Annotated in this window: 19 protein-coding genes and 1 pseudogene; 12 read left to right on the top strand and 8 right to left on the bottom strand. The window is 64.8% G+C overall.

The window, feature by feature from the left end:
* The first annotated feature begins 143 nt into the window (after nucleotides 1–143).
* From AC5Y5C_RS05855 to glpK, 8 genes are all read left to right on the top strand, one after another.
* The gene (locus AC5Y5C_RS05855; RefSeq protein ID WP_499969969.1) at nucleotides 144–443 is read left to right on the top strand and encodes a hypothetical protein; all 300 of its coding nucleotides are present in this window, start codon (nucleotides 144–146) and stop codon (nucleotides 441–443) included.
* The gene (locus AC5Y5C_RS05860; RefSeq protein ID WP_499969970.1) at nucleotides 440–1,597 is read left to right on the top strand and encodes a hypothetical protein; all 1,158 of its coding nucleotides are present in this window, start codon (nucleotides 440–442) and stop codon (nucleotides 1,595–1,597) included. The genes AC5Y5C_RS05855 and AC5Y5C_RS05860 overlap by 4 nt, the downstream gene beginning before the upstream one ends.
* Nucleotides 1,598–1,635: 38 nt before the next feature.
* A complete protein-coding gene (locus AC5Y5C_RS05865) occupies nucleotides 1,636–2,265 on the top strand; it encodes a TetR/AcrR family transcriptional regulator (RefSeq protein ID WP_499969972.1) in 630 nt (209 codons plus the stop codon).
* A gap of 176 nt (nucleotides 2,266–2,441) precedes the next feature.
* Nucleotides 2,442–3,659 carry a lipid-transfer protein gene (locus AC5Y5C_RS05870; RefSeq protein ID WP_499969974.1) on the top strand — a complete coding sequence of 406 codons (1,218 nt, stop codon included), beginning with the start codon at nucleotides 2,442–2,444 and terminating at the stop codon, nucleotides 3,657–3,659.
* A gap of 16 nt (nucleotides 3,660–3,675) precedes the next feature.
* On the top strand, nucleotides 3,676–4,527 hold the full coding sequence (locus tag AC5Y5C_RS05875; protein WP_499969976.1) for a MaoC/PaaZ C-terminal domain-containing protein: 852 nt from the start codon (nucleotides 3,676–3,678) through the stop codon (nucleotides 4,525–4,527).
* A gap of 17 nt (nucleotides 4,528–4,544) precedes the next feature.
* Entirely contained in the window at nucleotides 4,545–5,423 is an 879-nt protein-coding gene (locus AC5Y5C_RS05880; RefSeq protein WP_499969977.1) for an SDR family oxidoreductase, read from the top strand.
* Nucleotides 5,424–5,514: 91 nt separating this feature from the next.
* On the top strand, nucleotides 5,515–6,327 hold the full coding sequence (locus tag AC5Y5C_RS05885) for an MIP/aquaporin family protein (RefSeq protein ID WP_499969978.1): 813 nt from the start codon (nucleotides 5,515–5,517) through the stop codon (nucleotides 6,325–6,327).
* Nucleotides 6,320–7,837: a glycerol kinase GlpK gene (gene glpK / locus AC5Y5C_RS05890; protein ID WP_499969980.1), complete on the top strand. Its 1,518-nt coding sequence runs from the start codon at nucleotides 6,320–6,322 to the stop codon at nucleotides 7,835–7,837. Before AC5Y5C_RS05885 ends, glpK begins: the two co-directional genes overlap by 8 nt.
* A gap of 36 nt (nucleotides 7,838–7,873) precedes the next feature.
* Here glpK and AC5Y5C_RS05895 read toward each other — a convergent pair whose 3' ends face one another.
* Nucleotides 7,874–8,599, bottom strand: coding sequence for a PadR family transcriptional regulator (locus tag AC5Y5C_RS05895; protein ID WP_499969982.1), 726 nt, complete (start codon nucleotides 8,597–8,599; stop codon nucleotides 7,874–7,876).
* A 140-nt stretch (nucleotides 8,600–8,739) separates the two neighbouring features.
* On the opposite strand from AC5Y5C_RS05895, the gene AC5Y5C_RS05900 reads away from it, so the two are divergent.
* Both AC5Y5C_RS05900 and AC5Y5C_RS05905 read left to right on the top strand, forming a co-directional pair.
* Nucleotides 8,740–9,114, top strand: a complete 375-nt coding sequence (locus tag AC5Y5C_RS05900; protein WP_499969984.1) for a hypothetical protein — start codon at nucleotides 8,740–8,742, stop codon at nucleotides 9,112–9,114.
* A gap of 4 nt (nucleotides 9,115–9,118) precedes the next feature.
* Complete coding sequence (locus AC5Y5C_RS05905) at nucleotides 9,119–10,384, top strand: cation:proton antiporter (RefSeq protein WP_499969986.1); 1,266 nt, start codon at nucleotides 9,119–9,121, stop codon at nucleotides 10,382–10,384.
* A 368-nt stretch (nucleotides 10,385–10,752) separates the two neighbouring features.
* On the opposite strand, the pseudogene AC5Y5C_RS05910 reads toward AC5Y5C_RS05905, so the two are convergent.
* Nucleotides 10,753–11,064: pseudogene (locus tag AC5Y5C_RS05910) on the bottom strand (RDD family protein); the annotation flags it as partial.
* Nucleotides 11,065–11,150: 86 nt separating this feature from the next.
* Here AC5Y5C_RS05910 and AC5Y5C_RS05915 point away from each other — a divergent pair.
* The gene (locus tag AC5Y5C_RS05915; protein WP_499969988.1) at nucleotides 11,151–12,143 is read left to right on the top strand and encodes a stage II sporulation protein M; all 993 of its coding nucleotides are present in this window, start codon (nucleotides 11,151–11,153) and stop codon (nucleotides 12,141–12,143) included.
* 3 nt (nucleotides 12,144–12,146) lie between these two features.
* On the opposite strand, the gene AC5Y5C_RS05920 is transcribed toward AC5Y5C_RS05915, so the two are convergent.
* The 5 genes from AC5Y5C_RS05920 to AC5Y5C_RS05940 are packed head-to-tail and all read right to left on the bottom strand — an operon-like array spanning nucleotide 12,147 to nucleotide 17,269.
* Nucleotides 12,147–13,496 carry a DUF58 domain-containing protein gene (locus AC5Y5C_RS05920; RefSeq protein ID WP_499969990.1) on the bottom strand — a complete coding sequence of 450 codons (1,350 nt, stop codon included), beginning with the start codon at nucleotides 13,494–13,496 and terminating at the stop codon, nucleotides 12,147–12,149.
* On the bottom strand, nucleotides 13,496–14,461 hold the full coding sequence (locus tag AC5Y5C_RS05925) for an AAA family ATPase (RefSeq protein ID WP_499969992.1): 966 nt from the start codon (nucleotides 14,459–14,461) through the stop codon (nucleotides 13,496–13,498). Before AC5Y5C_RS05925 ends, AC5Y5C_RS05920 begins: the two co-directional genes overlap by 1 nt.
* On the bottom strand, nucleotides 14,458–15,612 hold the full coding sequence (locus tag AC5Y5C_RS05930) for a DUF4350 domain-containing protein (RefSeq protein WP_499969994.1): 1,155 nt from the start codon (nucleotides 15,610–15,612) through the stop codon (nucleotides 14,458–14,460). Before AC5Y5C_RS05930 ends, AC5Y5C_RS05925 begins: the two co-directional genes overlap by 4 nt.
* Nucleotides 15,594–16,241, bottom strand: coding sequence for a DUF4129 domain-containing protein (locus AC5Y5C_RS05935; RefSeq protein ID WP_499969996.1), 648 nt, complete (start codon nucleotides 16,239–16,241; stop codon nucleotides 15,594–15,596). Before AC5Y5C_RS05935 ends, AC5Y5C_RS05930 begins: the two co-directional genes overlap by 19 nt.
* Nucleotides 16,241–17,269, bottom strand: a complete 1,029-nt coding sequence (locus AC5Y5C_RS05940; protein WP_499970624.1) for a glycerophosphoryl diester phosphodiesterase membrane domain-containing protein — start codon at nucleotides 17,267–17,269, stop codon at nucleotides 16,241–16,243. The genes AC5Y5C_RS05935 and AC5Y5C_RS05940 overlap by 1 nt, the downstream gene beginning before the upstream one ends.
* A gap of 269 nt (nucleotides 17,270–17,538) precedes the next feature.
* On the opposite strand from AC5Y5C_RS05940, the gene AC5Y5C_RS05945 reads away from it, so the two are divergent.
* On the top strand, nucleotides 17,539–18,237 hold the full coding sequence (locus AC5Y5C_RS05945) for a class I SAM-dependent methyltransferase (protein ID WP_499969997.1): 699 nt from the start codon (nucleotides 17,539–17,541) through the stop codon (nucleotides 18,235–18,237).
* Here the strand turns inward: AC5Y5C_RS05945 and AC5Y5C_RS05950 are convergent.
* The gene (locus AC5Y5C_RS05950) at nucleotides 18,234–19,562 is read right to left on the bottom strand and encodes an HNH endonuclease signature motif containing protein (RefSeq protein WP_499969999.1); all 1,329 of its coding nucleotides are present in this window, start codon (nucleotides 19,560–19,562) and stop codon (nucleotides 18,234–18,236) included. The genes AC5Y5C_RS05945 and AC5Y5C_RS05950 overlap by 4 nt on opposite strands.
* Nucleotides 19,563–19,643: the final 81 nt, after the last annotated feature.

The following is a 19,643-nucleotide window of genomic DNA, read 5'->3' on the forward strand; positions in this document are numbered from 1 at the left end:
GCGGTCCCGGACGATTCGGCGAAAAAAGTTGAGAAACATGGAACCAAATCAGCACCAGACCCGTCGTATCTGATCAGAGGCACAATCCGGCGACAAACCGCGCCGTCACGTGCGCGCAGGACCGGTTCCTTGGGGAGGTATCTATGAGCGACATCATGAAGGCCAACGGTGCCGAGATGTCACGGCTGGCGAGTCGCGTGGCAGGACGTGCGAAGGATGCGATTCCCGACGTCGATTTCGAGGCGGCGGCCAACGCGGTCGCCGGTACCGAGTTCGCGGAGGTGCTGCGTGCCGTCAGTGCGGCGCTCAAGCGCGCCGGGGGTGGTGCTTCCGAGCGCATCGAGAGCATCTCGAACTTCGTTCAGAGCAGCTCGGGTGCGTTGACCGGCCAGGATGCCGTGAACCGTCGCCAGGTGTCCAGGGTTGCGGAGGTCAACCTGTGAGGCCGACGATCTCGCAGCTGCGCGGATGGGACGTCGCCAACCTCGACGCGGCAGCCAAGGCCATCGAGGATGCCAGCAAGAACCTGGACCTTTCCATCGACGGTGTGGTCCGCGACCTGGACTCGGCAGAGTCGTTCTGGAAGGGCAAGTCCTTCAAGTCCGCGTTCGACCAGGCATCGAGCGAGCAGTCCTCCACCAACAGGCTCTCGTTTGCGATTGGCAACGTGGCCGAGGCGGTCCGTGGTGGGCACTCGGCGCTCAGCGCGGCGCGTGACAAGGTGATGGCGCTGGTCGACGAGGCCAATGCAAAAGGCCTGCAGGTTGCCGATGACGGCACCGTCAGGGCTCCCGAAGGCAATAGGGATCTGCAGGCGGAGGCCAGGCGGCTGACCGACGCGATTCGCCAGGCCCTGAAGTCACTGGAAGAGGCCGATCGCGCCTCATCGAACGATCTGCGTAAGGCATCGGAGACGGTGGACGCGGAGCACAACACGGCCAGTACCCAGCCCGCGGCGTTCATGCCGGCCAGCAGTGGCGGTGCGGCAAGCGGCTCGGTAAGGGCCGGTAGCGGTGGATTCGGTGGCGGCAGCGGTGGCGGCGGTTTCGGTGGCGGCAGCGGAGGAGGCCACGGCGGCGGTGGTAGCGGGGGCGGCGGGGGCCACAGCGTGCCCGACGGGAGCTATTCCAACACCGGTGCTCCGTCGCTGCGCCCCTCGGGGCCGTCGGTCTTCATGAATCTTGACGCCGGTCAGATGGACGTCGCCCGCAAGATTATCGAGGAAGGTCTGCGTCGTGGGCTTTCGCCCGAGGCGATTCAGATCGCATTGGCGACCGCACTCACCGAGTCCGGACTGCGTAGCCTCGCGAACTCCTCGGTGCCCGACTCGATGATGCTCGCCAATGACGGTGTGGGACATGACCACGACTCGGTAGGACCATTCCAGCAGCGTCAAAGCTGGGGCGCAACAGCAGATTTGATGGATCCGGCGAGGTCTGCGGGTAAGTTCTACGACCAGTTGGTGAAGGTCTCGGGCTGGCAGGATATGAGCGTTGCCCAAGCCGCACAGGCGGTTCAGCGCTCGGCCTTCCCCGACGCATATGCGAAGTATGAGGCGCAGGCCGCGCAGATTTTCCATCAGGTCAGCGGACGATAGCCACGCTTCGCATCGACTGACTGTGGTGCAATGTGGGCATGCCCACGCCGCGACGCACCCAGGAGGAACGTTCGGCGGCGATGCGGTCCCGGTTGCTCGAGGCGACTATCGACTGTCTCATCGAGTTCGGGTATTCCGGCACCACCACCTCGCGTATCGCGAGCCGTGCCGGGGCCACACGCGGTGCACTGATCCATCACTTCCAGTCCAAGTCGGAGCTGATGGCCGAATCGGTGCGCCACCTCGCCTTTATGCGGACCCAGGCGGTGCTCGAAGAGCTGATGTCCATGGATCAGTCCGCCGACCCGGTCGAGCGGTATCTGGATGTGTTGTGGCGGATCCACCAGGGGCCGCTGTTCATCGCGGTGGTGGAGCTACTCATCGCGGCACGGACCGAGCCCGATCTGCGCGTGCACCTGGACCAGTTCGAAAAGATGGTGCTGCACAATCTGTCGGCGCTTCACGTGTTCGACGACGATGATCCGGCCTCGCCCAAGGACCGCCGAGACTTCGGTCTGCTCGCCATGGACATCATCCGCGGCATCCTCGTCAGTAGTTTGACGGCCTCGCAGGAAACTCGCGATCGTCGCTGGTCCCGGGCCAAGCAGATGCTGGAGCTGCGGCTTCGCGCACCGCAGCCCGGTGCGCAGAAACAAACTGCACTGTAGGTAAATGTCACGGGCGTTCCGGGCACGCTCCACGTGCGTTCACCGAGCGCATCGTCCGACGGATCACGTGTTTGCGGGGGTGGCAATACATCTGTACTGGAGCCTTACATTCAGGATAGAACGTATGTTACGTTGACCAGGCCCCCATCGAAGTGCGCGCAAAGGAGCTTGGAACGATGCCCCCTAAGGCCCCCGAAAAGGTTTTCGTCATCGGCGTCGGGATGACGAAATTCGAGAAACCCGGACGACGTGAGGGTTGGGATTACCCGGCCATGGCCAAGGAGTCCGGCACCAATGCGCTGACGGACGCCGGTATTGACTACGGCAAGGTGGAAGCCGCCTATGTTGGGTATTGCGCCGGTGAGTCCACCTCCGGCCAGCGCGCGGTCTACGAGCTTGGCATGACCGGCATCCCGGTCACCAACGTCAACAACAACTGTTCGACCGGATCGACCGCCTTGTTCAATGCGGCGCAGGCCATCCGCGGCGGGCTCGCCGATATCACGCTGGCGCTGGGATTCGAGAAGATGCAGCCCGGTTCGTTGGGCGCGGCCTTCACCGATCGTGAGCAGCCGATGCAGCGGCACATCGAAGCCCTCGCCGGATTGTTCGATTTCGCCTTCCCGCCTGCACCCTGGATGTTCGGCGCCGCCGGTCGTGAGCACATGCAGAAGTACGGCACCACCGCCGAGCACTTCGCCAAGATCGGTTACAAGAACCACAAGCATTCGGTGAACAATCCCTATGCGCAGTTCCAAGAGGAATACACGCTGCAGGACATCTTGGATGCCAAGGAGATCTACGCACCGCTGACCAAGCTGCAGTGCTCACCGACCTCCGACGGATCGGGCGCGGCCATCCTCGCCTCGGAGCGGTTTGTCGAGGCGAACGGGCTCGGCGACCGTGCCGTGGAGATCGTCGGCCAGGCGATGACCACCGATACCCCGGGGACCCTGGAATCCAAGTCGGCGATCACACTCGTCGGGTTTGACATGGCCAAGCTCGCGGCGCAGAAAGTGTATGAGCAGGCCCAGATTTCGGCCGATGACGTGGACGTCATCGAACTGCACGACTGCTTCTCGGCCAACGAGCTGATCACCTACGAGGCGCTGGGGCTGTGCGCCGAGGGTGAGGGCGGAAAGCTGATCGACAACGGCGACACCACCTACGGTGGCCGCTGGGTGGTCAACCCGTCGGGCGGCCTGATTTCCAAGGGGCATCCACTCGGTGCCACCGGCCTGGCGCAGTGCGCCGAGCTCACCTGGCAGCTGCGCGGCGATGCCGACAAGCGTCAGGTGGCATCTGCATCGCAGAAGACCGGTGTCGCGCTGCAGCACAACCTCGGCCTCGGCGGCGCCTGCGTCATCACCGCCTACAAGCCGGCCAACCGCTGAAAGGGGTTGGGAAGCAATGGCTGACACCAAGTATCCGTTCAACAACGACGGCCTGGATCAGTGGGGCGCGGCAGAGACCATCGAGGTCGATAAGGACCGTCTGATCGCCTACGCCGAGGCCACCAACGATCCGATCGAGGAGCATCGAAAGGGAGAGGTGGCTCCGCCGGTTTTCGCGGTGGTGCCCATCTTCCAGTCGCTCGTCGGAACCACGATGAGTGTTGTTCCGTACCAGCTGATTCCACGCGTGGTACACGGCGAGCAGTTCTTCAGGTTTCACCGGCCCATCAAGCCTGGCGATACGCTGGTCGCCAAGTCGAAGATGACCGGTTATGAGGGGCTGGAGAACGGCACTCGCGGCACGGTGTACGCCGAAACGCGGGATGCTTCCGGAGATCTGGTCAACGAGCAGTACGTAACGTTCTTCTTCCGCAAGTACGACGTGGGTGAGACGCGCGGTGTTCTCGGCCCGACCATCGTGCTGGATGAGGCGATCAAGGCCAACGGGCCGGCGGCCTCTCTGGTGCAGCATGTCGATGACGATCAGACGTTCCGGTACAGCCCGGCATCGGGTGATCCGATGCCGATCCACCTGGACAACGATGCCGCGGTGGCCGCCGGGCTACCGGGAATCATCGCGCATGGGTTGTGCACCATGGCATTTACGTCATGGGCGGCCCTGACCGAGCTCGCCGACTCGCGCACCGAGCGGCTCAAGGAGCTCGCGGTGCGGTTCGCCAAGCCGGTGCTGCCCGGGCAGGACATCACCACGAATTTCTGGAAGAACGGTGCCGCCGGCACCTATTCGTACGAGACCAACGTCGGCGAGGACCTCGTCATCAAAAACGGCCATGCCGTTATCGCCTAAGCAGGAAGGGAAACAACATGGGACAACTTGACGGACGGGTCGCGGTTATCACCGGCGCCGGACGTGGCATCGGCCGTGAGCACGCGCTGCTCTTCGCCAGGGAAGGCGCATCGGTGGTCGTCAACGACCTCGGTGGCGCCAATGACGGCTCCGGGTCAGATGCCGGGCCCGCGCAGGAAGTGGTCGACGAGATCACCGCGGCCGGCGGGAAGGCCGTCGCCAATACCGACAACATCTCCACCTGGGCCGGCGCCTCGAATCTGGTGAACCAGGCCGTCGAGACCTTCGGCCAGCTGGATGCCGTGGTGAACAACGCGGGCATCCTGCGGGACGGCTTTATTGCCGGTCTTGAGGAGGACCAGTGGGATTCGGTCATCCAGGTGCACCTCAAGGGGCACTTCGCGGTGTTGCGTCACGCGGCCGAGTATTGGAAGGCGCAATCGAAGGCCGGGGCCGATGTCAAAGCCACCGTGGTAAACACCGCATCGGATTCCGGTGTGACACTGCCGAACCCGGGCCAGGGCAACTACGGTGCGGCCAAGGCCGGTATCGCCGCGCTGTCCTGTGTGGCGGCCGCCGAGCTGGAGAGGTACGGCGTCAAGGTGAACGCGATCGCGCCGGTGGCGCGCACGCGGCTCACGCTGGCCACCCCGGGCATGGGTGCGATCTTCGCGGCCCCGGTGGACGAGGGACAGTTCGACATGTTCAGCCCGGCCAACATCTCTCCGTTGGTGGCGTACCTGAGCACCGAGAAGAACCCGTGGACCGGCCAGGTGTTCAAGGTGACGGGTGGATCGATTCAGCGGCTCAAGGGTTGGTCGGTGACCGATACTGCAGAGACTGACGGGCCGTGGAGCATCGACCTGGTGCGCGACCAGGTCGAGCCCTGGAAGTAGGAAGCTCCTCACACGAACGGTCCTCCGAAAACGGGGGACCGTTCGGCGTTTTCAGGTGTGCCCGTGGCAAACCACCCCTAGATTCGGTGTTATGAGGCACACGGGTCAACTCGCCGCGGAGTTCGTCGGCACGCTGATCTTGATTCTGTTCGGCGTGGGTGTTGTCGCGCAGGTGGCGACGGCCGGGAACGAGGACTATGGCAATCACAACTCCATCGCCTGGGCCTGGGGTATGGGCGTCACCTTCGGCATCTTCGCCGCGGGGCGGATATCCGGCGCGCATCTCAACCCGGCGGTCACGCTGGCGTTGGCAGTCTTTCGTGGATTCCCATGGAAACAGGTGCTTCCGTTCATCGTGGCGCAGATCGCCGGTGCTTTCGTGGCGGCGCTGCTGGTTCGGTGGAACTACGGCAGCGTGCTGTCCGCCGTCGATCCCGGGCACACCATTGCGACACAAGGGGTCTTCTCGACACTCCCGGGTAACGGCGCGCTCGACGTCAGTCTGTGGGGCGGCCTGCGTGACCAGATCATGGGTACCGCGATTCTGTTATTCCTGATCTTCGCCATCTCGGACCGGCGCAATATCCGCATGCCCGAGAGCCTCTCGCCATTCGCGATCGGTGCGGTGGTCGTCGGTCTGGGCATGGCGTGGGGGTCCATCGCGGGGTATGCGATCAACCCGGCCCGCGACTTCGGGCCCCGGCTGGCGTCCTATCTCACCGGTTTCGATACGGCTTTCCTGGACCAGCACGGTGCACAGTACTGGTGGGTGCCGATCATCGGACCACTCGTCGGGGGCCTGCTGGGGGCTGCGCTGTACCGCTACCTCGTGGAAGCATTCCTGTACGCAGACGATCTTGAAACCCAATCGCCGTCGCACACCGAGGAGTTCGCCAATGGCTGATTTCGTGGCATCGATCGACCAGGGCACGACCAGCACGCGTGCCATGATCTTCAACCACCGGGGCGAGGAGGTCGGCCGCCACCAGCTGGAGCATCAGCAGCTCTTGCCACGGGCAGGCTGGGTGGAGCACAACCCGGTGGAGATATGGGAGCGCACCTGGTCGGTGCTGGCCACCTCGCTCAACGTGACCGGGCTGTCGGCGGGGGACCTTGCTGCCGTGGGGGTGACCAACCAGCGCGAGACCACCCTGGTGTGGAACCGTCACACCGGCAGGCCGTATTGCAATGCCATCGTGTGGCAGGACACCCGCACCGATAAGATTGCGACGGCGCTGGACCGGGACGGGCGCGGTGACGTTATTCGCGAGAAAGCCGGATTACCGCCTGCCACATACTTTTCCGGCGGCAAGCTGCAGTGGATTCTGGAGAACATAGATGGTGTGCGCCGCGATGCGGAGAACGGCGACGCGCTCTTCGGTACCCCCGACAGCTGGGTGATCTGGAACCTCACCGGTGGCATTCGCAGCGGGGTGCACGTTACCGATGTGACCAATGCCAGCCGCACCATGTTGATGAACCTGGAAACCCTGGACTGGGACGACGAGCTGCTGTCGTTCTTTTCCATTCCGCGCCAAATGCTTCCGCCGATCAAGGCGTCCTCGCCGGTTGAGCCCTTTGGTTTTACTACCCAGATGGGGCCGCTTGGCGGTGAGGTGCCCATTGCCGGCGACCTGGGAGATCAGCAGGCGGCGATGGTGGGGCAGGTTTGCCTGAGTCCCGGCGAGGCCAAGAACACCTACGGCACCGGGAACTTCTTGCTGCTCAATACCGGCGAAGAACTTGTCCGCTCGCGCAACGGGTTGCTGACCACCGTGTGTTACCAATTCGGGAACAACAAGCCGGTGTACGCGCTGGAGGGTTCCATCGCGGTAACCGGATCGGCGGTGCAGTGGTTGCGCGACCAGCTCGGCATCATCAGCGGTGCCGCACAAAGCGAGGATCTGGCTCGCCAGGTCGAGGACAACGGCGGCGTTTATTTTGTACCGGCATTTTCGGGTCTATTCGCGCCATACTGGCGTTCGGACGCCCGCGGTGCGATCGTGGGCCTTTCCCGGTTCAACACCAACGCGCATTTGGCGCGCGCGACGCTTGAGGCGATCTGCTATCAGAGCCGCGAGGTGGTTGAGGCCATGGAGGCGGACTCGGGTGTCCATCTGGAGGTGCTCAAGGTGGATGGCGGCATCACCGCCAACAAGCTCTGCATGCAGATCCAGGCCGACACGCTGGGTGTCGATGTCGTCAAACCCGTTGTCGCCGAGACGACCGCGCTCGGCGCGGCGTATGCGGCGGGATTGGCTGTCGGTTTCTGGAAGGATCCCGACGACCTTCGGCGGAACTGGCAGGAAGACGAGCGATGGAGCTCGTCGATCAACGAACAGCAGCGGGCCGACGGATTCGCCGGCTGGAAGAAGGCCGTGCAGCGCACCTTGGACTGGGTCGATGTGAGCTAGGCCCCCCGCCTGTAATAGCGGGGGGCCTAGGGTCATTCAGTCTGTCTCACCCAAGATGCCGTAGATCTGCTTGCGGGCAGAATTCACGATCTCGACGATCCGCTGTTGCTGCTCGGCCGAGGCAGCGTGGGCCGACTGCGCGACCGCACCCATCAGCTGACCGAGTGCTGAGCGAAGATCGAGCACCGACGGATCGGCATCTTCGTTGATCTTGTCCCAGGGAGGGGTGTCGAGTTTCTCGGCCGCCTCGCGCCCCTCGGGGGTCAGGTCGAACTGCTTGCGACTGCCGCCGCCCTCGGCCTCGACGATGAGTCCCTCGTCGACGAGCAGTTGCAGTGTCGGATATACCGAACCGGGGCTCGGCCGCCAGATGTTGTTACTACGTTCGGCGATCTCGCGGATCATCTCGTAGCCGTGCATCGACCGTTCGGCGAGCAGCGCCAAGATGGCGGCCCGGACGTCGCCGCGCTGGCCACGTCCCCGTCCGCGTCCACGTGGCTGGTCACCGAGACCGAATCCGAAAGGACCAAAGCCGGGACCGAATCCACGTCCGAACCCGGGTCCGAACCCGCGTTCCATGAACGCGCCGGGTCCGCGACGACCGGCCCAGGCCTGCTCCTGGAACTCGCCGCGCGGATCGCAGCCGTGCTGACGACCGCCGTGGCGCCGACCTGGTCCGCGACGGGTGGGGTCGAAACCGAATCCAAATCCAAATGGTGTGTCGGGCCGGAACTGATCGGCCCTTTCCTCATGGGAAGTCATGTGTTGCTCCTTAGTGCTTGGGGGGAGGCGGTATCGCCTCTCGATAGATAACGATATATCGGAATCGATCGTGATGCAACGAAAACTTTCGGCGGCGATTTCCAGAGCTGCTGCCAGCTACGCGCCGTAGGGTGACCGCCATGACGGTGAAGTGGCTGGAACAACCCGAGGACCATGACTACGCAGCTGCCGTGGACTACCTGACGCTCGTCGGTGAGACCGACGTGGTGAAGCGGACCGTGAAGGCGCTACGCAATGCGACGCTGGAGTACCGCAAGGCCAAGGACATCCTGCGAGCTGCTCACCTGGACATGCTGCCCAAGACCAACGCCCATGTGGCCCGCGATCTAGCGAAGATCGCCAAGGACAAGGCGCTGTCCCCCATCTTGCTGGTGCGGGGGGATGCGCGTGCCGGGGCGCGGCTCGAGATCGCGGACGGTTATCACCGGGTCTGCGCGAGCTACATATCCGACGAAAACACCGACATCCCCTGCCATCTGGTCTCTTGGCAGTAATTCCATGAATGGCTTCGGTTTCCCGGCCCTGGCGATTGTCGTCATCGTCGGCATGGTGGGGCCGCTGTTAGCGCTCGATACGCGGCTCCGGATACCCGTGGTCATCGGCGAATTGCTTGCCGGAATCGTCATCGGCCGCACCGGATTCGGCTGGATAGATGCCTTCGACCCCACGTTCAAGATGTTCGCCGACGTCGGTTTCGCGTTGGTCATGTTCGTGGCGGGCACACATGTGCCGATACGCGATAAGACCATGGTGGCGGCACTGCCCAGGGCCGCGGCGCGCGCCGTCGTAGTAGGCGTGGTCGGCGCGGTGCTGGGTGTGCTGCTGGCCAACGCGTTCCACACGGGGCATGCGCCGCTGTACGCGGTGCTCATCGCCTCCTCATCGGCGGCGCTGGTACTGCCGATCATCGACTCGCTGAGCCTTGAAGGCCCCAAGGTACTGAGCACGACCGCGCAGGTAGCCATCGCCGATACCGCCTCGATTGTCTTGCTGCCCTTGGTTATCGATCTCAAGCACGCTCCCAGGGCGGCGGTAGGCGCGGTGGCGGTGGCGGCGTGCGCGGGAATCCTCTTCGTTATCCTGCGCGCACTCGATCGAGCCGGAACGCTCGATCGGTTCCACCACTATTCGAAGCAGCGCCGGGTGGCGATGGAGCTGCGGATCAGCCTGGCCATCGTCTTCGGACTGGCCGCTCTGGCGGTGGAGACCCACGTGTCGATCATGCTGGCCGGATTCGCCCTGGGCCTCGTCGTCGCGGGCATCGGGGAGCCGCGCCGCCTTGCCAAGCAGCTCTTCGGATTCACCGAAGGCTTCTTCTCGCCGCTGTTCTTCGTCTGGCTGGGGGCATCGCTGCATGTGCGTGAGCTCGGTGAGAACCCCAAGCTCATGCTGCTGGGGCTGGGCCTGGGGGGCGCCGCGGTGCTGGCACATGGGGTTGGCCGAGTGTTTGGACAGCCGTTATCGCTGGGTGCGTTGGCCGCCGCACAGCTCGGCGTGCCCATCGCCGCGGCCGCGATCGGTGAGCAGCAGCAATCATTGATGCACGGTGAGGCCGCGGCGCTCATCCTGGGAGCGCTTGTCACGATTGTCGCGGCGACCCTGGGCGGCTCGCTCTTTGCCAAGACATCCGCTCGACATCAGCCAGGTGTGGCGAAACCCGAAGGCCCCTTGGGGGACTCGGAGGGCGCCGATGGTGCCGCGGGCGGCGAGGCGGGCGGTCCGGCCCAGTCCACCGGCGGTACCGGCAACGGCGCCGGGGCATAGGCAGGCTGCATCTGGTCCAGGGCGCGGAGGTGTCGCTCGGCCAGTACCGCGGCGAGCATGAACTGCGGGGGAGTGCCCGGCGGCGGGGGCGGTTCGATGCTGGCGAGCACATCGGTGGAGATCTGGTAGAGCATCTGATCCCGGGTCTGCGGCGCCAATTGCCCTGCGCGGTTGAGGAATTGACGGGCTAAGTTGGCCTGATCCGCGGTGAGCCCGGATAGTTGCAGGGTCTGCGCCCACGCCGCCAGCTGTGGTGGCATGACCGGTGGAGGCGGGAGTTTGGGCCCCCGTTCGCTGATCACCATCGTGCCCGCGAAGATGTCGCCGAGGCGCTTACCTTTGGACGACACCAAGCTGGTGATCACGGCCGGTGCGCCCATGAACATGTAGATTTCCACCACGGCCGCGAGCGCGCGGATGACAGCCTGCCGCAGCCGTTCTGGGCCGCCATCATCGGACACCACACGCAATCCCATGGCCATCTTGCCCAGGGAACGTCCCCGGGTGGACATCTCCCAGATGACCGGATAGCCCACCAGTGCTAGCACGGAATAGGCGATGCTGAGCGCCCCCACGAGCGCCTCGTCGAACTGCGAGAGTGAGAACGCGACGACGAAGATGCCGGCATACAACACGATCACTTGGACGAAGATGTCGATGAACGCGGACACGACCCGCACCGGAAGCTGGGCAACCTTGACGTCCAAGACAACCGCGTCGCCCGTCACCAACTCCGACATCACTCGAGACTACTAGTATTTGCCAGATGGACGTCGACGCATTCGTCGCCACACATCGGGGGACATGGGACCGGCTGGAGTTGCTGCTCAAGCGCGGACGGAGCTTGAGCGGGCTCGAGATCGATCAGCTGGTCGAGCTGTACCAGACGGTGTCGACTCATCTGTCGACCGTGCGGTCGTCATCGGGGGATCCGGCCTTGGTGGGACGGTTGTCCACCTTGGTTGCCCGGGCGCGTTCGGCCGTCACGGGAGAGCACGCCCCGCTGTGGCGTCACTTCATTCGTTTTTGGACGGTGTCCTTTCCGGTGGTCGCCTACCGTGGCTGGCGTTGGTGGCTGGGAGCGACGGTCGCCTCGATGCTGGTGGCGCTCGCCGTTGGCATCTGGGTGATGCATTCACCTGAGCTGCAATCGGTGATCGGGACACCCGATGAGATCGCGCATCTTGTGAACGAGGACTTCGAAAACTACTACAGCGAGCATCCCGCTGCGGCCTTCGCGCTGCACGTGTGGATCAACAACTCGTGGGTGGCGGCGCAGTGCATCATCTTCGCAGTGCTGCTGGGTATCCCCATCCCATATGTGTTGTTCATGAACGCGGCGAATGTGGGGCTGGCCGGTGGGTTGATGATCGCGGCGGGTCGTGGAGACGTGTTCTTCGGCCTGATCCTTCCGCACGGTCTCTTGGAGCTGACGGCGGTGTTCCTGGCCGCGGGCGCGGGAATGCGTCTGGGATGGAAGGTGATTGACCCCGGTGACCGGCCTCGTGGACAAGTGCTCGCCGAACAGGGGCGTGCCGTCATGTCGGTGGCCGGCGGGCTGGTCGGGGTACTGCTGGTGAGCGGTCTCATCGAGGCACTGGTCACCCCGTCGCCGCTACCGACATTCGCCCGCATCGGAATTGGGGTGATCGCCGAGGCGGTGTTCCTGGCCTATGTGGTGATCCTGGGGCGGCGCGGGGTGGCTGCCGACGAATCCGGGGACATCGAAAACGCTCCCGACTACGCCCCGGCCTCCTGAGAGCTACAGGCGTCCGGACGCCTTCAACGACAGATACCGGTCGGCCAGCGCCGGAGCGATCTCATCGGGCGGGGCGTCGACAACCTCGACACCCTGGCGGCGCAGCGATGTGACGATGCGGCGGCGCTCTCCTCGGGTACGTTCGGCCGCGGCAGCGTCGTAAACCTGCTCGACATCGAGTGACCTGACATTTCCCGGCGCCGTGGAACCCTTGGGCAGCACCATGTCCTCGACCCGCGGGTCGCTGACCGCGGCCACCAACAGGTGGTGATGGCTGGTCAGTTGAGGAAGTAGCGGCAGCAGGCCCTCCTCCAGCGCCGCCGGGTTCAGGTCGGTGAGGAGCACGATGAAGGAGCGATGACGGGATCTGCGGCGGATGGTGGCGACGAGATCGCGGGCATCGGACTCGACAAGCGCGGGCTCCAGGGGTGCCATCGCGTTGACCACCAGCGGAAGCAGCTCATTGCGTGAGGCTCCCGATACCTGCGAGCGCACCGCGCGGTCGTGGGCCAGGAAGTCAACGCGGTCGCCCGCGCGAGATGCCAACGCCACCAACAGCAATGCGGCATCCATTGCCCAATCCAACCGGGGCCAGCCAGAGGGATCCCCCGATGTCGGGTCGACGCCGATGCGCCCCGCCGAGGTACGGCCGGTGTCCAGGACGACGAGGATGCGGCGGTCTCGCTCCGGCCGCCAGGTGCGCACCACCACGTCATTGCGCCGCGCGGAGGCGCGCCAGTCGATGGACCGGACATCGTCGCCTACCACATATTCACGTAGAGAGTCGAATTCGGTGCCTTGGCCCCGGATCAGGACCGGGATGGCCCCCTCAAGCTCGCGCAACCTGGCCAGCCGGGACGGCAGGTGTTTACGGCTCAGGAAGGGGGGCAGCACCCGCAGCTGCCACAGTACATCGTGTCGCCCTTGTCGCCCGGCCAGTCCGAGCGGCCCCACCGTGCGCACGGTCACGGTCGCCGGTGTGTGATCGCCACGACGTAAGGGGCGCAAGGAGGTCGTGACCTGGGTGCGTTCGCCGGTACGCAGATTAAGCCGGTGCGCTCGTGGTGTGGCGCGCATGCTCGGTGCCCAACTGTCGCGGACCCATCCGCGCGCCCGCCGGCCCGGATTCTGGATCTGCAGCACGACATCCGCGGATTCGCCAAGTCGGATGGAGTCGGGCCCTGACCGGACAAAGGTAAGTCGGCGTGGGCCGGCGGCGGCGGCGATGTCTACGAAAATCAGCGCCGTGAGCACCAGGAGCAGCAGCCAGAACAGCCGAACCGGCCATGGCGACAGGAGAATCAGCAGCGCGCCGAGCAGCGCCACCAATCCCGCGCGTCCGGTGAGAATCACTAGCGTGGCACCGGAACCGTGACGAGGATGCCGTCCAGAACCCGGTCCGAGGTCGCGCCCTCCAGCTCGGCCTCGGGGCGCAGGCCGATGCGGTGGCGCAAGGTCGGGCGTGCCATGGCTTTGACGTCGTCGGGGGTGACGTAGTTGCGGCCAGAAAGCCACGCCCACGCGCGTGATGTCGCCAGCAGGGCGGTCGCCGCGCGCGGGGAGGCGCCGAACTGCAGCGAGGGTGATTGACGGGTGGCCCGGATGACGTCAACCACATAGGCGAGTACCTCGGGAGCCACCAACACCCGGCTCACCGCGGCGCGGCCCGCTTCCAGGTCGGCGGCAGAGGCCACCGGAGTCACATGCGACAGGTTGCGGGGGTCGAAGCCTTGCGCGTGCCGCTCCAGGATGGCGATTTCTTGATCACGTTCCGGCAGAGAGACATTGAGCTTCATCAGAAAGCGATCCAGCTGAGCCTCGGGCAACTGATAGGTGCCCTCGTACTCGATGGGGTTCTGGGTCGCGGCGACGATGAACGGGTCAGGCAGTGGACGGGGGGTGCCGTCGACCGTCACCTGACGTTCCTCCATGGCCTCCAGGAGCGCCGCCTGAGTCTTGGGAGGAGTGCGGTTGATCTCGTCGGCCAGTAGCAGATTGGTGAACACCGGACCGGCGCGGAATTCGAACGCCGCGGTACGCGCGTCGTAGACCAGGGACCCTGTCACATCGCCGGGCATGAGGTCGGGGGTGAACTGGACCCGTTTGAACTCCAGGGACAGTGCCGCCGAGAGTGTGCGAACCAAAAGAGTTTTCGCGACACCCGGAACACCCTCTAACAGGACATGCCCGCGGCATAGCAGCGCAACGACCAGGCCGCTGACCACCGAGTCCTGCCCGACGACCACGGTGGCGATTTGTTCACGTAACGCGGCGAGGGCATTGCGTGCGGCGTCCTCACTGGAAGTTGCCTGTGTCACGAGTCGCGGACCTGCCTTTCGATGATGTCAAGCTGCTGAGTCAGATTGGTGAGCTGCTGGTCGTCGGTTGGGACGGGGCCGAACAGCACGTGGTGAATCTCCTTGGCATTTCGGCCGATTCGCTGCGACACGGTGGTGGTGATGACCTGTGGCCGCTCGTCGACCGGGAGGCCGAGCCGACGCACGATTCGGTACCGTGCCGCCTCGCGGAGCGAGTCGGAGGCGAGGTCGCGGGCACGGCGCGACCGATACAGCCGCCCCCGCCCCTCGGTGGTTTCCGAGGCGCGCACGATCACCGGAAGTTTCTCGGCGACAATGGGACCCAAGCGGCGACCGCGCCAGACGGCGAGTAGCAGCACCGCGATGCAGAGCTGCCAGATGGCCATGCTGACCTGGTCGGGGATCAGGTCGCCCATTGATTTCGGTTGGGCACTGGTGCCGACCTTCGGCCGTTCGGGTACGTACCACACCAGATGGGAGGAGCGGCCGGCGAGATTCATGGCAAGTGCCGCGTTGCCCTGCTTGGCCAGCTGCGCATTGGTCAGCGGGGTGTCATCACCGAGCACGGTAATGGTGTGGTTGGCGTCCTGATAGCGCACCAGCGTGCCTGCATAGCAGCTGATTTGGCCCGGGCCCGGGTTGGTGAATGTGTAGGTGGGGCCGATGTACGTCTGAATTGCGCCGGCGTGCTGGGCTTCCCTCAGATCGCAATTCGGTGTGGCGATCTCGTCGCCTTGATACGAGGTGATGCGTACCTGCGCGGCCAGCCGTTCCCGGGTAGCGGAAAAGGGCGTCAACAGCAGGCGATCCCCCGGAAGCTCGACGAGGACGTCCAGTATGTCGTCGGTGATGTTCCCGTTGTCCAGCACCATGAGTTGGCTGCCGGGGCGCATGGCTTCGCGGACCTCGGCGATGGTGGTGGCGCGTGTGACGGTGATACCGCGGTCGCGCAGCAGTTCGGCGAGCGCGTGCCCTCCGCGCTGGGTGACGGCATCCGGATCCAGATAACCCTCGGGCCGAGGTGATTTGGTGACGAGTAGGGCAGTGACGACGATGCCGACCAATGCGGCGAGTATCCACGCCCAGGTGCGCCAGCGGTCCCGGAGACGTGGAGATGTCGCGGTACTGACGGTCACCGCACCGCCTCCCATCCGGTTGTTACGGCGGGATCGGTAGAGGCGACGAGCACCGGCGCATCGCGGATATGGTCGTCCAGCGCGGCGATCTTGCGATACGCCTGCTCGGTGCCTGGGCGTTCGCCGTAGCTCACGTCGTTGAAAATTTCCGCGCTGGACCGAAACTCCATTGCCAGCGAGGGCAATTCGCGCCCGGCATCGGCAGCCAGCTCGTTGGCGGTACGGCCCGGCACCGGGGTGAGGATCGTGCGCTCTTCGAGCTGACGTGCCACGGCACGCAGCCGGTGCCTGATGGCCGAGGCCCAGTCGCCCTGGGCTGCTGCTAATTCAGCGGCCGCCCGGTGTTCTGTCGCGGTGAGCTCACCGGATTCGAATAGCCCGAAATCGCTGCCGCCCCTGGTCCGGACCGCGCGGCGGGCAATGCGGACCAGCAGCACGACGGCGGCGATGACGATGAGCGTGGTCACCAGGATGGTGAACCAGCCGCCGGGAAGCTCGCTGGCCCGGAACTCGAGATAGTTCAGGTGGTCGATGATCCAATTGATCAGACGGTCGAGCGGCGAGGGGTGCTCGTAGATCGGTTTGGCGAGTTCGCGCTGGGCTGCTTCGGCCGCCGACTCGCGGTCGATATCGACGGCCGGCATTACACCTGAACCGGGGGATACGCGGGCAGCCACAACGCATCCGGGTCGATGCCCGGTTGGCCGAGACGTTCCCGTGTTCTGGTCTCGGTCTGCAGCACCAGATCGAATGCCTCGGTGCGCATCCGCTGATCGGTGTACAGCAGCACGTGCACGGCGGCGTTGAAGGGCAGTGTGATGATCTGGGCGATGATCACGCCGACAGTCGTGAGTGCCAGCCCCAGGATCATCGCCGTACTGCTGGTGTTCGAGGTGCCCATGCCCATGCCGATCTGCCCGGCGATGCTGAAGGGCATTCCTAGGATGCCCGCGACGAAGCCGACGATGACCGAGGTGAGCAACAGAATGCCGAGTAGACGCCAGTAGCTCTTGCGCACCAATGACATCGACCGGCTCAGTGCCCCGAAGACGTTCTGGCGCTCCAGGATCAGCACCGGTGAGGCGAGGGCGAAAACAGGGATCAGATAAAGGTAGAGCGCCAGGAATCCGAACCCGAGTGCTAAACCTGCAGGCACGGCGCCCCATGGGCCGACGGTGAGGGCAAGCGCGACCACGCCGGCGACACCGACCGCGAGGGGCAGGGCGAGCAGTAGGCCTGAAGCGAGTGCCAGCCCGATGAGAGCCCATATGCGCGGTTTGGCGCGCTGCCATGCGGCCCTGGGGGTGGTGTGTTCGCCGAACACCGAACGCCCGACGGTGACCGTGAGCATGCCGCTGAGCACGATGGTGACCAGCATGGTGATCACGTAGCCGATCAGTGCTCCGCCGACGTATCCGACCCCGAATACGGCGGCAAATGCGTCGTCACTGTTCGCGCCGAAGCCGGCGGCGCCGCCGAGGAGCCCCACGATGGGGCCCGCCTGCAATGCGAAGGTCAGCAGCTGACTGAGAACCACGACGACGGCCGTGAGGCCGATGGTTGCTTTTGGGTTGGCGCGGATCGCGGCCACGGCCCCGTTGTAGAGAGCGGACAGATCCAACGGCCGCAGCGGGATGACTCCGGGTTTCAGGGCTGGCGGCACCGGGGTCACCCAGTAGGGGGCCGGCGGCGGGCTCGGGTACCCGGGCGGTGGCGGTTGATATCCGGGTGGCGGGTATCCATATGTCGGCGGAGGGCCATAGCCAGGGGCAGCAGGAGGGTAGGCGGGCGGTGGTCCCGGGGGTAGCGGAGACGGCGTGACGCCCCCCTCGTCGTTGCTCATTGTTCCATTTTGGCGGCTGAGGACGTTCCTGGCAATTGCCTCTCAATTTAGATGTCAGGACCCTTGACATATGTCAGGCGAGTTGACATTCTGGAGATATGACTGAGAAGAGCGCCACAGAGGAATTTGATCTTGCGTTTGAGGCCGCGTACCGCGGCGAGAGTCCCGATGGCCTGGGTGTCAGGCCGCCGTGGAGTATTGGTGAGCCACAGCCCGAGATTGCGACGCTGATCGCCGAGGGCAAGGTGCGTGGAGAGGTGTTGGACGCCGGCTGTGGTGAGGCGGCGACCTCGCTGTATCTGGCCGAGGTGGGACACACTACCGTCGGGCTCGACTCCGCACCGAAGGCCATCGAGCTGGCGAAAGGCTATGCGGCCGAGCGTGGTCTGACTAATGCCAGCTTCGCGGTCGCGGATATCTCGTCCTTCACCGGGTACGACGGGCGCTTTGACACGATCATCGATTCGACGCTGTTCCACTCGATGCCCGTTGAACTGCGCGAGGGTTATCAGCGTTCGATCGTCCGGGCCGCCGCACCTGGGGCACGCTACTACGTCCTGGTCTTCGATCGCGCCGCCTTCCCGGCCGAATCACCCGTCAAGGCCGTTACCGAAAACGAACTGCGGGATGTGGTTTCGAAGTACTGGTCCATTGATGAGATCCGCCCGGCGAAGATCTACGCGAACTTCAACGGATTCGAACAGGGTGTGGCGCAGGGCTTCGCCCGGCACCAGGTCGAGCCCGACGGCCGGTCATCGGTTGCGGCATGGTTGCTCTCGGCGCACCTGGCAGGCTAGCTATCCAGGATGAACCGCTCGGGGTGGTGGTAGTCATTGGTGCGGGACTGGCCAGTATCGAGGTGCGGCGGCGGAATCCATTCGGTAATTCCGTCGCTACGACGTTTTCGCGTGGTCCAGCCCTGTTGGAGCAGCCGATGATGCGGGCCGCAGGCGAAGGTCAGATTGTCGATGTCGGTGGGCCCATCGTCGCGCCAGTCGTCGACGTGATGTACCTGGCAGAGATAACCGGGCACCGTACATCCGGGCGCCGAACAACCGCGATCCTTGGCGTGTAAGACAATTCGTTGATCGGGAGTGGCGATCCGTTTGGAACGCCCGAGGTAGAGGGGGCGGCTGTCGTCGTCGAATATCGCGAGGTAATGCAGGGCGTGGGCAGCCATCCGGATTAGATCGGGGATGGGCACCATGTTGCCGCTGCCCGATATCGCCCGCCCGGCCGCGCTCCGCAGCTCGCTCAGCGTCGTCGAGACCACCACCGTGACGGGTAATCCGTGATGTGAGCCCAGCTTGCCCGAGGTCAAGATGCTGCGTAGGCACGCTCGTAGCCCATCGTGGTTTCGCTGGGCGCAAGTTCGCGTGTCTCGCTCGGCGGCCGCCGAGTCGGGTTCACCTTCGGTCATGGGAGATTCATCGCGAGGATCGCACATGCCTGGCGCCGCGAGCTTGCTCAGTACTGCGTCGAGGTAGGCCCGGGTCTCCGGATCCAGCATGCCGCTGACGGCGCTCATCCCGTCGGGTCCCTGGCGTCCGATCGATATGCCCCGCCTGCGGGCGCGGTCGACGTCGGAGAACCGGCCGTCCGGATTGATCAGAGCCGCGATCCGATCGGCGCCGGCGCGGAGTTGTTCCGGGCCGAACTCGGTTCCCATTGATGCCAGCCGCTCTTCGGCGGCGTCGCGAGTATCGGCGTCGACCGCGTCGGGTAAGAGGTCGAAGAACCTGCGGATGATCCGCACGTGCTCGTCGCCGAGGCGGCCCTCTCGCAATGCGTGGGCGGCATGCGGAAGTAGGGGTTGTAGCGGCTCGCCAGTGAATGCACGCCGCGGGCCGAGATGTGCGGCGTCTGCGAGGCGGCGCCGGGCGGTTGCGGTGCTTATCGAGAGGTGCCGTGCGAGCACCTCCGCGAATGACGCACCGCCCAGCGCGGCCGGCGAACCGCGTTCCACCAGCCGGGCGGCGAGCGTGTGTGAAGCCGCGGTGATCTTGCGCTGGGCGACCTCTAATTGTCTTAGTGCCGAGAGTAATTCGGGGTTATTGAGCTCGTCGAACGACGACTCGACGACAGCCGTGGCCGTCGTCAGTAGATCGTCGATGGGACTCATGCCTGAAGGCTATGGACGACGACCGACAGCTGGCCGAGGTTATCCACAACCGCGATGGCTATCCACAAGTTCGACGAACCG

It is taken from the genome of Mycobacterium sp. NGS15 (assembly GCF_059813245.1).

Excerpts from the sequence above, each read along its gene's own strand:
- AC5Y5C_RS05855 (WP_499969969.1), top strand. The coding sequence starts at position 144 with ATGAGCGACATCATGAAGGCCAACGGTGCCGAGATGTCACGGCTGGCG.
- AC5Y5C_RS05865 (WP_499969972.1), top strand. The coding sequence starts at position 1,636 with ATGCCCACGCCGCGACGCACCCAGGAGGAACGTTCGGCGGCGATGCGG.
- AC5Y5C_RS05870 (WP_499969974.1), top strand. The coding sequence starts at position 2,442 with ATGCCCCCTAAGGCCCCCGAAAAGGTTTTCGTCATCGGCGTCGGGATG.
- AC5Y5C_RS05875 (WP_499969976.1), top strand. The coding sequence starts at position 3,676 with ATGGCTGACACCAAGTATCCGTTCAACAACGACGGCCTGGATCAGTGG.
- AC5Y5C_RS05880 (WP_499969977.1), top strand. The coding sequence starts at position 4,545 with ATGGGACAACTTGACGGACGGGTCGCGGTTATCACCGGCGCCGGACGT.
- AC5Y5C_RS05885 (WP_499969978.1), top strand. The coding sequence starts at position 5,515 with ATGAGGCACACGGGTCAACTCGCCGCGGAGTTCGTCGGCACGCTGATC.
- glpK (WP_499969980.1), top strand. The coding sequence starts at position 6,320 with ATGGCTGATTTCGTGGCATCGATCGACCAGGGCACGACCAGCACGCGT.
- AC5Y5C_RS05895 (WP_499969982.1), bottom strand. The coding sequence starts at position 8,599 with ATGACTTCCCATGAGGAAAGGGCCGATCAGTTCCGGCCCGACACACCA.
- AC5Y5C_RS05900 (WP_499969984.1), top strand. The coding sequence starts at position 8,740 with ATGACGGTGAAGTGGCTGGAACAACCCGAGGACCATGACTACGCAGCT.
- AC5Y5C_RS05905 (WP_499969986.1), top strand. The coding sequence starts at position 9,119 with ATGAATGGCTTCGGTTTCCCGGCCCTGGCGATTGTCGTCATCGTCGGC.
- AC5Y5C_RS05915 (WP_499969988.1), top strand. The coding sequence starts at position 11,151 with ATGGACGTCGACGCATTCGTCGCCACACATCGGGGGACATGGGACCGG.
- AC5Y5C_RS05930 (WP_499969994.1), bottom strand. The coding sequence starts at position 15,612 with ATGGGAGGCGGTGCGGTGACCGTCAGTACCGCGACATCTCCACGTCTC.
- AC5Y5C_RS05935 (WP_499969996.1), bottom strand. The coding sequence starts at position 16,241 with ATGCCGGCCGTCGATATCGACCGCGAGTCGGCGGCCGAAGCAGCCCAG.
- AC5Y5C_RS05945 (WP_499969997.1), top strand. The coding sequence starts at position 17,539 with ATGACTGAGAAGAGCGCCACAGAGGAATTTGATCTTGCGTTTGAGGCC.
- AC5Y5C_RS05950 (WP_499969999.1), bottom strand. The coding sequence starts at position 19,562 with ATGAGTCCCATCGACGATCTACTGACGACGGCCACGGCTGTCGTCGAG.